General features: G+C 48.0%; 13 protein-coding genes. 6 read left to right on the top strand and 7 right to left on the bottom strand.

Annotated elements, in window-relative coordinates; all coding sequences use genetic code 11:
* Positions 1 to 429: 429 nt before the first annotated feature.
* On the bottom strand, positions 430 to 1,176 hold the full coding sequence (locus tag NG833_RS00655; RefSeq protein WP_254563402.1) for a Coq4 family protein: 747 nt from the start codon (positions 1,174 to 1,176) through the stop codon (positions 430 to 432).
* 205 nt (positions 1,177 to 1,381) lie between these two features.
* Here NG833_RS00655 and NG833_RS00660 point away from each other — a divergent pair, with 205 nt between their 5' ends.
* The gene (locus NG833_RS00660) at positions 1,382 to 2,026 is read left to right on the top strand and encodes a TetR/AcrR family transcriptional regulator (protein ID WP_254563403.1); all 645 of its coding nucleotides are present in this window, start codon (positions 1,382 to 1,384) and stop codon (positions 2,024 to 2,026) included.
* 471 nt (positions 2,027 to 2,497) lie between these two features.
* On the opposite strand, the gene NG833_RS00665 is transcribed toward NG833_RS00660, so the two are convergent.
* The 4 genes from NG833_RS00665 to murF all read right to left on the bottom strand — a co-directional run bounded on the left by NG833_RS00665 (position 2,498) and on the right by murF (position 6,351).
* Positions 2,498 to 3,256 (bottom strand): hypothetical protein, encoded by a 759-nt coding sequence (locus tag NG833_RS00665; RefSeq protein WP_254563404.1) that lies wholly within the window; start codon positions 3,254 to 3,256, stop codon positions 2,498 to 2,500.
* Between the two features lie 222 nt (positions 3,257 to 3,478).
* On the bottom strand, positions 3,479 to 4,033 hold the full coding sequence (locus tag NG833_RS00670) for an N-acetyltransferase (RefSeq protein ID WP_254563405.1): 555 nt from the start codon (positions 4,031 to 4,033) through the stop codon (positions 3,479 to 3,481).
* Positions 4,034 to 4,037: 4 nt separating this feature from the next.
* Entirely contained in the window at positions 4,038 to 4,592 is a 555-nt protein-coding gene (locus NG833_RS00675) for a 3'-5' exonuclease (RefSeq protein WP_254563406.1), read from the bottom strand.
* A gap of 385 nt (positions 4,593 to 4,977) precedes the next feature.
* Positions 4,978 to 6,351, bottom strand: coding sequence for a UDP-N-acetylmuramoyl-tripeptide--D-alanyl-D-alanine ligase (murF, locus tag NG833_RS00680; protein ID WP_254563407.1), 1,374 nt, complete (start codon positions 6,349 to 6,351; stop codon positions 4,978 to 4,980).
* A 501-nt stretch (positions 6,352 to 6,852) separates the two neighbouring features.
* On the opposite strand from murF, the gene NG833_RS00685 reads away from it, so the two are divergent.
* Both NG833_RS00685 and NG833_RS00690 read left to right on the top strand, forming a co-directional pair.
* Positions 6,853 to 8,136: a hypothetical protein gene (locus NG833_RS00685; protein ID WP_254563408.1), complete on the top strand. Its 1,284-nt coding sequence runs from the start codon at positions 6,853 to 6,855 to the stop codon at positions 8,134 to 8,136.
* A gap of 125 nt (positions 8,137 to 8,261) precedes the next feature.
* On the top strand, positions 8,262 to 9,794 hold the full coding sequence (locus NG833_RS00690; protein ID WP_254563409.1) for a GTP-binding protein: 1,533 nt from the start codon (positions 8,262 to 8,264) through the stop codon (positions 9,792 to 9,794).
* Positions 9,795 to 9,882: 88 nt separating this feature from the next.
* On the opposite strand, the gene NG833_RS00695 is transcribed toward NG833_RS00690, so the two are convergent.
* Entirely contained in the window at positions 9,883 to 11,592 is a 1,710-nt protein-coding gene (locus NG833_RS00695; protein WP_254563410.1) for a mechanosensitive ion channel, read from the bottom strand.
* A 490-nt stretch (positions 11,593 to 12,082) separates the two neighbouring features.
* Between NG833_RS00695 and NG833_RS00700 the strand changes: the two genes are divergently transcribed.
* Complete coding sequence (locus NG833_RS00700; protein ID WP_254563411.1) at positions 12,083 to 12,553, top strand: SRPBCC family protein; 471 nt, start codon at positions 12,083 to 12,085, stop codon at positions 12,551 to 12,553.
* 64 nt (positions 12,554 to 12,617) lie between these two features.
* Here NG833_RS00700 and NG833_RS00705 read toward each other — a convergent pair whose 3' ends face one another.
* Positions 12,618 to 13,448 (bottom strand): SirB1 family protein, encoded by an 831-nt coding sequence (locus tag NG833_RS00705; protein ID WP_254563412.1) that lies wholly within the window; start codon positions 13,446 to 13,448, stop codon positions 12,618 to 12,620.
* Positions 13,449 to 13,643: 195 nt separating this feature from the next.
* On the opposite strand from NG833_RS00705, the gene lgt reads away from it, so the two are divergent.
* Positions 13,644 to 14,510 (top strand): prolipoprotein diacylglyceryl transferase, encoded by an 867-nt coding sequence (gene lgt / locus NG833_RS00710; RefSeq protein WP_254563413.1) that lies wholly within the window; start codon positions 13,644 to 13,646, stop codon positions 14,508 to 14,510.
* A gap of 362 nt (positions 14,511 to 14,872) precedes the next feature.
* Positions 14,873 to 15,712, top strand: coding sequence for a precorrin-4 C(11)-methyltransferase (gene cobM, locus NG833_RS00715; protein WP_254563414.1), 840 nt, complete (start codon positions 14,873 to 14,875; stop codon positions 15,710 to 15,712).
* Positions 15,713 to 15,852 lie beyond the last annotated feature (140 nt).

A 15,852-nucleotide genomic window follows, 5' to 3' on the forward strand; every position in this document is an offset into this window, starting at 1 on the left:
GGCGTATTGCATACGCCCAAAAGAGGGCGTATGCAATACGCCCCTACAATCTACACACCTTGACAGGGCTAGGCAAAGAGACCTAACCCCCCAGCCCCCTTCCCTCCGAGGGAAGGGGGAGCAAGAGGTATAAATTCCCCTTTTAGGCAAAATTGAGATGCTCCCATAGTAACAACTTCAGTCGTTCTCTTCAGGGAACTCCAAAAAATAAAATCCCCAAAAAACCCGCAGGCTGTTCGCGTAGCGTTCCGCTTAGAAAGCCTGGGGCTACACGGACAAAGCGGTGCCTGCGCGGGCTAATACAGTCTTGTTAGGTGCTTAACCATCGGGATTTGGATGATTTATTTGTTGGAACACCCTCAATGGTTCATAGTAACAACTTCAGTCGTTCTCTTCAATTGTTCATAGTAACAACTTCAGTCGTTCTCTTCAATTGTTCGTAGTAGCGTGAGCAAGAGGTTGAAGATTTAACTCTGCCTGCCATTGCCTCAAAGGCTTTTCCCAACCCTCTTCCCACTTCTGGGCAAAGAGGGGCTTAACCGTTTTACCCATTTGAAATCCCTGGCCGATCGCTGCAAGCAACTGGGGCAACATTTCCGGTGCTTTTAATGTAGTAGATATCAAACTATTCGCGACCAACAGGGTTGCCAGGGGATAGGGAAACTGCGGTAAATGGAATGCTTGTAAACCCAGTTCGCCGATTTCATCGGTATCAAATCCGGTCACAACGTGCCAGAGATCATGGGTTTGACTCAGCCGGAGTTCAACATATTCAGCATCGGATTTGGCGGTCATTCCAGCATGGAGGTTGGGGTCGAATCCCGTTTTCTTTATATGGGCTGCATAGATGTATCCCAGGGAATTGTGGGGCAAGGTGAGTAAGGTATCTATGTCGTGGGCGGGCGGAATGTAACGATCGCGAATCAGGGTAGCGCAAGCTGGATCTTGATTGAGATACTGCGCGACTAAATCGTAGGCAGGGGTTTCTAACAATCCATAAGTCAGTTCCCCGACTGTATCCAGGCTATAGTCTCCAAACAGCATTGAGATAAATGACTTAACGATCAGCAGCTTGGAACCCACGGATTTAACCCCCCGGAGGATTGGATTTTGCGTCTGTTTCTGCCCATGAATGTTCACAGATGCGTTGGTTGTAGCTAAATTGAACGGTTGCATAAGACATCACTCCAAAAAAGTAAGTGGTGATCAATTGTGGACCCGTACACCCCTTAGATTCTCAAGACATAACGGGATTCTCTGGCAGCCCACCGAGTTAAGATATGAGCAAGACTCATATTTCTATAATATGAGTACCCCTCATGTTTTGTCAAGTAAAATATGAGGGGTACTCATTTATTGTTCAAAGCCAAGGAGAATGCTCATGTCTGAACGCCCACTAACTGCCGGTGGAATGCGCCGCAAGCCGCGACAAGCCCGCAGCCAGGTGCGGGTCAATCGCATTCTGGATGTAGCAGAAGAATTGTTTGCCAGCCAGGGTTACACCGCTACGACAACCAATGCGATCGCCGCTCAAGCCCAGGTTTCGATCGGGTCACTCTACCAGTTTTTCCCAGATAAAACCGCCATTCTAAAAGCCTTGGCCCTGCGTTATGCAGAAATGTTGCATCAACAGTTGACTGTCATTGATCAGACTGAGCCCACGACCCTCTCCTTATCGGATTACGTGGATCAGTTAATTGATACCACCGATCGCTTCTTTACCGAGCACCCCAGCTACCATGCCATTTTTATGGAAGTGCAGGGAACAATCGGCGAATTGGAAGAAATCGATGAGGCAACCGATGCTGAGTTAATTCAGGATTTAGCCTCTTCCCTAGCCAAACGGGATGCAAAATTAGAACGAGCGGATTGTGAGGCGATCGCCTTTGTCCTAGTCAAAGCGATCGGCACACTACTATGGCTCTCCCTCAACCAGGAGAAAACATTTCGACAGCGCCTAGTGACAGAAACTAAACGGCTCACTCTCAACTATTTGCAAAGCTACTTAGGGAACTCCAAAAAATAAAATACCCACAAACCTCACACCCTGTTCGCGTAGCATTCCGTAAGGAAAGGGTCTGTCTCCAAGGACAGAGCCTCTCCTGCGCGGGATCAAGAGTAAAACGACTTTTAAACTCCGGATTTGGTATAATACAGTCTTGTTAGGTGCTTAACCATCGGGATTTGGATGATTTATTTGTTGGAACACCCTAGGGAGGATTGACAAAAGGGGGGGTTTACTCAGACTTCGGAATCAAAGACAACTCATTAGTGGGAGCATTCGTTTCGGCGTTAGCTTGTTTTTTGGGGTTTTCCGATTTCTTCAAAATATCTGTAGAGGGGGGGAGGCTTTAAGGAAGTTTGACGGTCCTCTCTACAGATGTTTTGAGATCTGTAACTTCTTCTATCAACCCCTCTATGACTTTGGCCTGTGTCAATCCCATATCTACCCGTTGTGTCTGGGGCAACTGTTCAAGAGGAGAATGAAATAGCCTTGCTATAACTTAACCCGCTGATTAATTTGCTGGCGCATTTCCGGCGTAATAATATCCGGTCCAATCCCTAGCTTATTCAGGGGAACTTTGATAAAACTGATATCATCTTCTCCCGTAAACTTGCGGTCATTATTAGAATCTTGAACCACCTTGAGTAACAGAACTCCTAACGGTTTATCAATTTGCCAGAACACCAGTTGAGTATTATCCGGCGTCACCTGTTTGAGATTTTTCCCGGAAGCATCAGCAATATAGCCAATTACTGCATCCTGGCGATCGCGATTTCCATCTTGATTCGTATCTTCAGGAATCACCTCTAAAAACATAAACTGATTTTTAATCGGTTCCCCGGCTTCATTTTCCTCATTAATCAGGTGAAATGAAGAAATTAAGGTATTTTCGCTGAGGAGTAAATGCGATTCTCCCGTGCGCCGATTATGAAAAATTAAATTATAAATCGTCATCAGACTCATGCGATCGTAGGCAGAATCTCGATACATATCCTTAGAAAATACACTTTTCGAGCTTTTTCCATCACCCTCCAATCCAACCGGAATAATAAAATAGTCAGATTGTTGGGGAAAAACTAACTCCCCATAGGAAATATTCGGTTCGGTATCACTGGCGTTGGCAGTTGTAAGAGTGCTTTGCCGATTCACAGTTCCAGTACAAGCTAAAGATAGGGCGCATAGCAGGGAGGCGATCGCGTAGCGTTTCCAAGGGAGAATCGCTGCGGTTTTGGCGAATTGATGACCTTTCATTTATCCCTCGACATCAAATTAAGGTGTGTTTGGGCGTCGGTATCGGATTAGATTCCGGGGACAAGAAACCGGGTTTCTTTCCGAACTTCCTGTTCATTCCCATGATTTTGGGCCAGAAACCCGGTTTCTCACCTGGATTGTACCGACGTTCTAGGATGATGCTACAACAAGAGCTATGGGTTTTCCGGTTCGCACCAGAAGATGCCTGGGGGGGATGCTTTATCAACCCACGGATTTTGCCATATAAATATCCGGTTTCCCTATCCCATTGGCATCGGGCATGACGCCGACGATTTCAAACCCACACTTTTGATAAAATTCATAGGGATGGCCTCGCAAATTTTGAATATCCCGAATTTTTTCCCACAAATTGGAGTAAAGATTTACCCCGGAAAGACTGGTCATATTCATTTCATCATCACTTCCCAACCAGAGGGTTAATGCACCTCGTTGTCTGACTTGTTCTTCTAAATCCTTCACGAGAGCTCTGCCAATCCCTTGGCGGCGATAATCCGCCGCCACCACAAGGGGATGAACCTCCCAAACATGGCCGTTATATTGGGAAATTCCGCCAACCCATCCTAATACTTCACCTGCCTCATTGATAGCAATTCGGTTAATTCTATCCTCTGCCCAGGAATCTAAAACCTCCTGTCTTGCCGCCTCGATTGTGGGCCATGCTTCCGGCCAGTTTTCACGAAACCCTTTCAGGAGTAATTCACGCAGGGGTTCAAGGAAGGTATCCCGGCAATCCGGTAAGTCAATGATATTAAACATTAGCTCATTTCCGTTGCTCAGTAATTAATTTAGCCAAAATTTTAGCAATATTCCAGGCATCATCATGACCTCGGTGGTGGGTTCCCTCTAAGGGCAAATTGAGCTGTTCTAATGCCCCGGCCATTCCTACTTCTTTTTCTAAGGCATACATAACTGAAAACAAGGTTTTTACGTTAATGTGCCGATTACTAAAGGGATATCGAATCCCTTTTTTCTCGCACTCTACTTGAAATTGCCGTTTATCAAATTCGCCATAACTGGCCCAAATTCTTTGATGGGCAATATATTTATTTCTGAGCATGGAACAAGCTTGGCCCAAGGATACTCCTTGGTTCACTTGGGCTTGAGTTAAGGTGGTGAGTTGGGTGCAGAATTCACTCACTTGGGACTGTTTGGGTTTGACTAAGATGCTCTTTTTTTCTAGTAGTTCCCCAGAGGTGATATCCAGGGGACAGATGCCTATTTCGATGATTTCTCGTTCTTGATTGGGTGGGGGTTCTTTTTCCCAGCAGGTTGCTTCAATGTCAATGACTATAATCTGATCTAGTCTGATTGCCATGTTTTGAATAGTTTTAAGGAAGGGATAGGAGGTGGGTACAGGAGAGGGAAGAAAAACCGGGTTTCTTGACAAGATTTGTGGCAGTTTGTAGCCACTTTGGGATGGAAACCCGGTTTTTGGAGTTGGAATTTTAAAATGGGACCGGGGGGCTAACGACTGAAGTCGGGACGTTGAACTTAAGAAACGACTGAAGTCGGGACGTTGAACATGAAGAAGAGAACGACTGAAGTCGGGACGTTGAACATGAAGAAGAGAACGACTGAAGTCGGGACGTTGAACTTAAGAAACGACTGAAGTCGGGACGTTGAACATGAAGAAGAGAACGACTGAAGTCGGGACGTTGAACAATTAAGAACGACTGGCTGGGTTTTTACTTACCTGGAATTTACGCGGCTCGAAATTTTTCGACTACGCGATCGAGTTGGACGGAATGAGAGGCTTTAAAGAGAATGCGATCGCCACTTTTTACCCAGTCTTTGACTCGCTGGCAGAGGTAATCATGGGCGTTTTGTTGTTCGATATCGATAATTTCTACAAGGGGTAACCCTGTTGCACCTTTGGCCATTGCTGCGGCTTCTGCGGGGTCGGCAAAGATGAATAATCCATCGAGATTTAAGGATTGGGCAACGCTGCCGATGCGCTGATGAAATTCTAGCGATCGCTCTCCCAATTCTTTCATGGTTCCGAGGACGGCTATATGCCGTTTTCCTGGGGTTTTTGCCAGCATTTGGAGTGCAGCAGTCATGGATTCTAACCCGGCATTGTAGGTTTCATCTAAAATGACAATATCATTGGCTAATTCATACCGTCTGGCCCTGCCATCGGGTAATTCCACGGCTAAACCGGATTTGAGCGGTTCCCAACTCACATTGAGGAGTTTGGCGACGGCTAATGCAGCTAAATAGTTTAAAGCATTATGTTCCCCGGGAAGCGGGACGGGAAAAGTCGTGCCTTCGACTTCTAGGACATCTCCCGCTTTTAAGGTTCCCTGCAAGTCTCCCCCGGTTAACCCATAGGTGAGGGTTTTTCCGGACCAGACTTTTGCTGCGGTTTCTATTAATCGGGAATTGTCGTAATTGAGGACGGCGATTCCTTCTGGGGACATTTTTTCTAAGAGTTCACATTTGGCTTTGGCGATCGCCTCTTCGGAACCCAAGCGTTCAATATGCGCTGTACCGACATTAGTAATGACGCCAATGGTCGGGGCGGCAATTTCTGCGAGGAGGGCAATTTCTCCGGTGCCGCGCATGGCCATTTCAATCACAGCATAATGATGGTCTGCGGTCAAATTTAAGAGGGTTTTGGGAACGCCAATTTCGTTATTATAATTCTTCTCAGTTTTGAGAACAGGTCCCTGGGTGTTCAAAACCGCTGAGATTAATTCTTTGGTGGTGGTTTTGCCGACGGATCCGGTGACGCCAATCACGGGGATGTCAAACTGGGTGCGCCACCAATGGGCGATCGCCTGATAAGCGGCTAAGGTATCCGGGACTACCAATAGGGGCCAGTCTGGGTTGGGACTCACATAGTTGCGATCGACAATGGCGGCGATCGCCCCTTTGTCAAATGCGGACCCAATAAACTGATGCCCATCAAACTGTGTCCCTCTTAGGGCCACAAAGACCTCACCAGCCCGTAAACTGCGCGTATCCGTGATCATACCGAGAGCCTGTTTTGCGCCCAGTTCCTCTGATAGGGGGTGAAGGGCTTGGGCATTCAAGAGGGAAAGCAGTTGAGCAAGGGTCACAACACAAGACATGATGGCAGGACTTGAATTTAATAAAAATTAATGATACCATCCCCGAAAGCTGGCACGAACACCAGCGATCGCCTCAATCGGAGCAATCTCAGCCGTGGACATACCATAAAGGTGTTTCCAAGGTCAATCGTGATAAATCTTCATTAAAATTCCGTGAATCCCCCCTGGCATCTTTATCAACTTTTTACGATACTGGATGGTTGAGGAGATCTGCCTAGGCTATTCTAATAGATAGAGGTCCTATGCGTCCGGGAAAGCTCAGACCCGTTCCCAAATCGCAAAAGCTCACCCACTCTTTTAGAAGAGTTTCATGTAACATTATGTGAATCCCAGCGGCCCGAGACTGATCTGAATCGGTTTGATAGCCATTATCCAAGCGGATTAACAATTAATTATCCATTAAGGTCTGACAATCTTCCACCGGGGGAAATTGTGTCCTATTGAAAACGCTCGCTCTGGGAAATTGAATCAAATTAAACATCTGGGCAGGGGGAAAGTCAAGTGAATCATCGAACGGATCCTTACAACCGAAAAACAAGCCAGGAGGAGCAGTTACTATACGATCACCTCCTCGAATTGGTGAAAGCGGAGCCACCGTCCGAACTGATCTCGCGCTTTCAAAGCCTCTTTATTGAAGGCAGGGACTACCCCGAAGCTGAGATTTCAGGGGCGTTAGGTCGGATGCTCACCTATAAGGGCATGGACCAAGACTTTAAGTTTATTCTAAATAGATGTTGCCACATTTTAGTGAATCGCTGGCAAATGCACAGCCAAACGCAAGAGGCGATTCCCGAGTTGGTGGCCCTGTTTGAGCGGCCTGGGGGCTATAATCCTTATGGACGCTCTCGAACGGGCCGACAGTTGCAAGAATTAGTCAAAGACTTCACCGCAACGGATCAGTACCTAACCCTGAGACGGTTATCGAAGGTGGTGCAACATAGTTCGGAAATCAGCCCGCCTAAAGAGCATCGGCCCCTGGGGACCTTTATCGATCGCTATCCCTACCTGTACTCTCATTGCTTGCTGAGTGAAGATAGCAGCTATGAGCATCAGCAAACCGTGCGAAAAATTCAAGCGCAACGGCAACGGCAATTTGAAATTAACTTATCCCAGTATGTCACCTATCAAGTCCGACGATCGCAGGTCCGGCGGATGGGGAATGTGAATGCAGTCCGAAACCTGTCGCCGGTTAACAATCCCACCTTACTGAGCGATCGCGAACTGTATTATTCCCTGAAAGATTATGTCGGGAAAGCAGAAGGGGGCCACACTTACCGGGACTTAGCGCAGAGTTTTATCACCCACACCAGTCAAGCTCCGAACTACCGAGAATTTAAAGCCGATTTATACGACTACCTGATTGGGTCCGTTGACCCGGAATATGGCAAACGCCAATTTAACGACAAATTATGTAAGCATTTAAAAGCCACCTTACCCCAGAGTGATTCCCAGAAACTCAGTGATTTTCTGGTGGTGAGAACTTGCAGCCAACTCCTGAACTTTTTAGTCGTGGAAAGCTCTCAAAAGCCCACTCACTTTATCTTTCTGGATGTGGTTTCTAATATTGGACCTACCCGGACAACGGGGATGCTGCTGAAAATTGTTCTGCTTTGTCGGAAAGTGAAACCCTATTTAGAAAAACGGCTATCCATCTTATTTAACCACTATGAAAATTCTAACAATGATAGCATTATCTGGCTCATCAAAATGTTAGAAAATGTCAATGTAGCCTTAAGTACCAATTTTGGGGCGCTTGACCTATCTTTCATGAGCCAAATTGCCTAAAACCCCGCGATTAAATAGTTTTAATCCTGGAGTTTGAGGCATTCCCCCTCAATTTCATCTCCCCGTCTCGGGCTAGTCTGGACTACGATTGGTAGTGTAGATCGCTGAAGGATAGCCCACCTCTTATGACTCACGGAGGTTCCCACGAGTACGAGGAACAAATCCCCAACTCCCATGATTCCCCCTTACCCTCAGCCGGTTCCTCCAATTTAGATGGAGAACTGGATGAGGCAATTTTGTCGTTTGCAGATATTCAGGCGGACCTGAACTACAAACAAGCCAAAGATGCCCTAAGAGAGTTAGTTGCGAATCTGGACCTGACCCAGGAAGAACGAGCGGGCTTGGATCCAGAGATTGAAGGACTCAGCACCATGCTGGATAAACTAGAACGGACGGTGGTGCAAATCGCCGTGTTTGGCATGGTGGGACGGGGAAAATCGTCGATTTTGAATGCCTTATTGGGGCAGAATGTCTTTGAAACCGGGCCGATTCACGGGGTAACCCGGACCTCTCAGGGGGTGAATTGGCGAGTTGAGCGATCGCCCCTAGATGGCGGAGAGGGCAACATTACCCAACTCACCCTCTCGGGAATTGGACAGTCTCAAATCGAACTGATTGACACCCCGGGAATTGATGAAGTCGATGGTCAAACCCGGGAAGTTTTGGCCCAGCAGGTAGCTTCTCGGGCGGACTTAATTTTATTTGCCGTCGCTGGGGATATGACCCAGGTGGAATATGAAGCCCTTTCCCAGTTGCGGGATGCGGGGAAACCCATGCTGCTGATTTTTAACAAAATTGACCAATATCCCGAAGCCGATCGCGAAGCAGTCTATCGCAAAATCCGCGATGATCGGGTCAAAGAACTGCTGTCTTCTGATGAAATCGTCATGGCAGCAGCAGCCCCTTTAGTGGCCCAAGCAACCCCTCGAAGCGATGGCACAATGGCGGTGCAGATGAAGCGGGGTTTACCGCAAGTCGAGGATTTAAAATTAAAAATTCTAGAAATTTTAGACCGGGAGGGAAAATCCCTGGTGGCGTTGAATACCCTGCTTTATGCCGGGGATGTGAATGAACAATTGGTTGAGCGCAAGATGGAGATTCGGGACAAGAGTGCCAACCGATTGATTTGGAATGCGGTGATGACCAAAGCGGTGGCGATCGCCCTGAATCCGATTACGGCAGTCGATATCCTCAGTGGCGCAGTGATTGATGTTGCCACGATTTTAACCTTATCAAAGCTCTATGGCATTCCCATGACCCAAGCCGGGGCCATCAATCTGCTCAAAAAAATAGCCCTGAGTATGGGCGGAATTAGTGCCAGCGAACTCCTGGCAAATCTGGGGTTATCATCCCTGAAAGGGTTATTAGGATTGGCGGCACCGGCTACGGGGGGGGCCTCGTTAGTACCCTATCTTTCCGTTGCCATTACCCAAGCCGGTGTCGCCGGGTTTTCTTCCTACGCCATTGGTCAGGTGACCAAAACCTACTTGGCTAATGGGGCGTCCTGGGGACCGGATGGGCCAAAAGCCGTGGTCACCCGGATTATTGAGTCCCTCGATGAAACCACCATTATGGGTCGGATTAAGGAGGAACTCCAAGAAAAACTCGTAAAAGTGAGAGAAAGAAAAAAGATAAAAAACTCAAGTGAGTTGGGGTAATCTTTTTTCATCAAGGCTTTACCCTGAAAAAGCCTAGGTTTTCTCACTTAAAGAGAATGACTTAAGTTGGGACTGGTGACCCCTCTGGTTATTTTTCTTGTCGTTGTTTGAAATCATTGCGCCATTCTCGCAATTGTTCGGAAGCCACATCGCGGCCCCCTAAGCCAAAGGCTAGGGCAATAGCGACGGCAACAGCCCCAAAGAGCAACCCAAAGGCCAAGTTGACAATATGAGGAGCAATCCCCATTTGTTGGAGTGCCATCGCACCAGCCAGAGCAATAATCGCAATTCGAGCCGCTTGAGCCAGAAGTTGGGATTGGGACCCTCGGGAACCGGAGATGACATGATAGGCCAGATTGGCCAGGTAAAGGCCAATGCCAAAGACGATCAACCCAATCAGAACCTGACCGGCGATCACCAGTAGGCCCTGCATAATGATGGTGAGGGCTGGCAATTGCAGAACTTCTGTGGCTGCCACGGCCCCAAAGAGCATAATGCCCACCCAGGTGACAATTCCGACAATTTCAGCCGGAGTTCTCGTGGAAGACGAGGAGGGTTGGACAACGGTTTGTTGACCCGATCGCATATCCGGGGAGTCTGCCGGTGGGGGTTGGGGAGGGTTGCCACTGCCGGTCGTCGGCAGACCTAGCCAGGAGAAGATATTGTTGAAGCCGATGCTGCGAAGAATGCGGATGACCAGATCCGAGGTGAACTTGGCGATCGCATAAAACAACGCCAAAATTAGCCCTGCGGTCAAAATCAGGGGAATGGCGAACAGAATTTGTGACAGCATGGCGATCGCCGGAACGGAGATCGCTGCGATTTCCAACGCATTCAACGCCGCGATCGCTGTCGGAATCAGAATCAAGACATAGACAATCGTCCCAATCAGTTGAGACAGGGACATTCCATCTTGAGTCCGAGACAGACCCAACTGAGCACCGAGGCGATCGGTCCCCGTCGCCGCCAGCAGGTTCGTGACAATGCCGCGTACAATCCGCGCCATAAACCAACCGACAGCCCCAATAATCACCGCCATCAGAATCTTAGGCACTGCCGACAGAAAGTCATTGACCAAGTTCTGGACCGGCAGGACATTTAATTCTAAGGCATTCAGAATTAGGGGCAGAAAGAACAGAAAGATAAACCAGTAGAGAGCATTGCCTAGGGTTTCATTGAGTAAAAACCGGCTTTCCCCAGCAGTTTGTGGGTCTGTCGTCTCTCCCGTTTGTTCGGCCAGCCGTTCATCTAAGCGGAACTGCGCTAATCCCCGCGTTAGTAACATTTTGGCGAGGGTTGCCAAGATCCAGGCCACACCCAACAGGACTGCGGCACCCCCAATCTTCGGCAGGTACGTGAAAATCTGTTCTAAGAACCGATTCAGGGGTTGGGAAACCACCTCCAGATTTAGGGCCTGGAGAAAGGCGACCAAGACAAAAATCATGATCAGCCAGTAGACCGCATTCGAGATCCACTTTTCCGTGGGAGGCATCTCCTGGCCCGGTGCTCGTCCCATGACGGCACTGGCAATCCGGTTATCCAGATTTGTGCTGTGGAGGACCTTTCTAATAATTCCGGCCACAATGGTGGCAACGAGCCAGCCACCGATTAAAATCGCCAGGGCTCCTAATAAACTGGGCAGGAACATCCCCAACTGTACCAACAGGGCTTGAAGAAATCCCGTAACCTGCCCGAGGCCAAAGCCAGCAGCAAATCCTGCTGGGTCCTGAGCCAGCAGGGCTTCGGGGCTTAAATTCCCCCAAACCACGGCTGATGTTTCGTGCAAAATTCCATTCATAAGGTGATTTGAGTGTACTTCCGATATGACCGTTCAACAGAGTTGATCATCCAGTAAGCTGAAAAATGCACTTAAACTGGATGATCGAGAGCGAGCAAGATGCTCGCACTCCAAGGAGTTGATGATGTTCTCCTCTCCAATTGAGACAGGCAACAACTTAAATGCGAGTCAGTGCATTTGCCCCTATCCTACAGGGCTATGCATCTGTTGCTGTAGTCTATGTCATCTTTTGCGTTTTTCCCAATTCTCAATGGAGGCGGAGCAAACGCTCTATGCTTCAATTGTTCGTAACTAGAATTTAGATTAGGGACAATTTGTCACAAAATATTAGAACTGTAGTGATTTGTAACAATTCTCAGGCCATCCGAGGTCAGGATTGGCTGTCTTTTCGGCTGATTCACGCCCCTTTCAGACTCTCCTAACTCATTGGTATTTCTTTTCTGAAGGGGAGTTTCTATCAAAACTTGTCATCTATTAGGTCTAATTTCTCATGTCATCTCAAGTCTTTGAACAGTCTATTCAAATTCAGGCCAGCCCTACGGTGGTTGATTACTGTATTACCGATCGCGCTTTAATGCACCAGTGGTTGAATCCCGCCTTGCGTTGCGAACCGATTGGTGAATGGGATACCGCTGTGGGGAGTCGCAGTCGGTTTATTCTGAATATTCCCCTGTTGCAACCCAGCTTAAACTGTGCGATCGCTCAACGGGAACCTGGACTGATTGTGTGGGAGTTTCAGGGATTTTTCAAAGGTGGCGATCGCTGGGATTGTCAACCCGACGGCAACCAGACTCGACTCGTCAATCGCTTTGAATTTGAAATTCCCAATCCTGCCGTTGCCTGGGGCTTTAATTTGTTTGCCGCCACCTGGACCCGCAAAGATATGCAGGCCCAACTCCTTCGCCTCAAACAAATTGCTGAACAACTCGATCCGGATCGGGCCGAAGGTTCAACTCGTTAAAAATTATTGGCAAAGAAAGATTGACAAAATTATGAATTTATGTATGACTCGTTGTGAAGTTTGATTACTCATTCTCCTGCCAACTGATGCGATCGAGAATTTGCCGAATTACTGAGGCATCTTCAGCTTGGGGAACTCGGTCCAAATAGGTTTGTAAGTCCTGACGGGCCTGGGTCCATCGGCCATTTTGATAGTAAAACAAACCGCGATCGCGCAATTCCAACGGCGCATCGGGAAACAACAACAAAATCCGTTCGATCGCCCCTAGACATTTCTCCAAATCCCCGCGATTCAGATAAATCATCTTTAAATTGGTCAGCATCCGGGCCAAAAACTGTTTGCGCGTCACCGCTTTTAAAAACTCCGGACCCATGGACACTTCCAGACCATAAATTTGCCGCAGACGTTGTTCGCAGTCTTCTGTGAACAACACCTCCCCCCCATTAAACGCATCCACAAAAATACCCGCCCCTTCAAACTCTGGGCGAATTAAAAAATGTCCAGGCATCCCGATTCCTACCATTGGAAAATCCAACCGTCTGGCAATTTCTAAGTAAATTAAGGCCAAAGTAATGGGGATACCAGTCCGACGGGCGATCGCATCATTCAGAAAACTATTACAAGGGTCATAATAATCCCGGGTATTGCCGGTAAACCCTAAATCTTCATAGAGATATTCATTGATCGCTTTGACAATTCGCAAAGGATAGCGTTGATCCTTTAACCGTTGTGCAACCTCCTGTGCCATCACATCCAGGATATTGAGATATTCCGCCGGATCCAGGGTGGGATATTCTTCTTGGGCGATATAAAGCGCTGCCTTAGCCAGATCGATTTGGTCGTCGTTTTGGTGAATCTCTTGGGAGAACGATTGCCGCGCTAGGGGAAAGTTCATCTGACTTAAAACCGATTAAATAGAATTGCCCTGGGGTCTCAAGGCGATCGCGCCTATCTCCCCATGAAGATAGCAAAGATTCGACCCCCTGACTATTTGTGGCCTCAATGACTTGATTGAGTGAAGTACCCTAGAAACAAAACAGAAACAAGGCCACTGCACCTGTCGTCCCCCCAAGCGCGTACTATTAAGGTTATGACTATTGTTACTCTACCCCTAGCCTTGAGTTTTGCCTCCCCAGGCCAGCTCCTCGTCGAAATCGGACCCCTAACCATCCGCTGGTATGGGTTCTTAATTGCCACTGCCGTCTTGATTGGCGTGACACTCTCGCAATTTTTAGCCAAGCGCCGCAACGTCAACCCGGACTTGATGGGGGACTTGATTCTGTGGTTAGTGGTGGGCGCGATTCCAATGGCGCGACTGTATTATGTCCTGTTTCAGTGGGAAAACTATGCCGACAATCCGGGCCAAATCGTTGCCATTTGGCGAGGAGGGATTGCCATTCACGGTGCAATTATTGGCGGGGCGATCGCTACCTTGATTTTTGCCCGACTCAAACGAATTCCCTTCTGGCAATTAGCCGATTTAGTCGCACCCTCCTTGATTTTAGGTCAGGCGATCGGACGCTGGGGAAACTTCTTTAATTCCGAAGCCTTCGGCAGACCCACCGATTTACCATGGAAACTCTACATTCCCCCGGAATCTCGTCCCTTTCAATATGTGGGCGAGCAATATTTCCATCCCACTTTTTTATATGAATCCCTGTGGAATCTGGCCTTATTTGCCTTATTGCTGTTTTTATTTTTTCGCGACCTCCAAGGCAAACCCCGTTTAAAAGTCGGCACTTTATTTTTAGTCTATATGGCCGTCTATAGCTGCGGTCGCTTCTGGATTGAAGGGTTGCGACTCGATAGCTTAATGTTCGGTCCCCTACGCATGGCTCAATTTGTCAGTTTAACGGGTATCGTCTTAGGAATAGCGGGATTAGTCTGGCTGTATGGGTTCAAGCGTCCTTTACCTGATGTGGTATCTCGCAGCAATGGCGAACCCTCTTCTTCCTAGAAATTACACCTAAAAAACCAAGCAGGACTTATGCAGATTTTGAGAATTTACTCTAAATGTAGAGGCGATTCGCGAATCGCCTCTACATTTACGGTTTAGTCTTAAAAATTGCGTAAATCCTGCCAAGGACAAGAAACCGGGTTTCTGACCCAGATTTATGGCAAAGTTACGCAGATCTTGTCAAGAAACCCGGTTTCTAATCTTTACGGTAACCCGCCCCTCTCATTGAAACCAAAAAATAAAAAACCCTAGAATTAATTCTAGGGTTTAACCAGGGTGCATCTACCAGTGCTTGATTACCTCATAGAGCCGGTAACATCCGGAATCTTCTCCATATCTTTCCCTGATTTTGTTTTAGTTTGATGTCAAAATACCAGCCAACTGACCCACAACCCACCCACTCTGCACCGCTCAAACCTGCCGTTTATATCGTCGGTGCAGGACCAGGCGATCCCGATTTATTAACGGTCAAAGCCCAAAAAATCCTGGCGATCGCCGATACCATTCTCTACGCTGACTCCCTCGTTCCCAAACAGATTTTAGAAGGGGTTCGTCCCGATGCGGAAGTCATTCCTACCGGCAATAAAACCCTAGAAGATATCTTACCCATCATGATTGAGCGAGTACGCCAAGGTCAGTCCGTAGTGCGCCTGCATTCCGGGGACCCCAGCCTCTACAGCGCCATCTCCGAACAAATGCACGCCTTAGCCGATGCAGATATTCCCTGTGAAATTATCCCCGGAATTAGTGCCTTTCAAGCAGCAGCAGCCAAACTCAACCTGGAACTCACCATCCCAGAACTGGTGCAAACCATCATCCTGACCCGGGTCAGTGGTCGAGCCTCATCCGTCCCGGAATCGGAGGAATTAGCGGCTTTAGCAGCCCATAAAGCCAGTTTGTGCCTGTATCTGAGTGCGCGCCACATTGAAGAGGCTCAAGCCAAACTGATGGAACATTATCCCGCAGAAATGCCCGTCGCCATTTGCTACCGAATTGGGTGGCCCGATGAGAAAATTGTGGTGGTCCCTCTGAAAGAGATGGCCCAAGTTACCCAGAGTGAAAACTTAATTCGGACAACCCTGTATTTAATTAGTCCAGCTTTGGCGGAACCGGAAAGGCAGGCGGGGGAAGAAACCGCGCGATCGCGCCTCTACCATCCAGAACATAGCCACCTGTTTCGACCCCACTCGCGGCAGGGATGACGCCCCGTCGGATACTCTAATATAAATGACCATCACAGGACTTACGCATCAAACCCGGATGCTGTAGGGTTGATTCGCGAATCAACCCGACCTGAAAGGGTTTGATATTAAATCATAGGTAAGTCCTGCATCAGTTCTGT

This window comes from Oscillatoria sp. HE19RPO, assembly GCF_024220515.1.
Classification (GTDB): Bacteria; Cyanobacteriota; Cyanobacteriia; order Cyanobacteriales; family Laspinemataceae; genus Laspinema.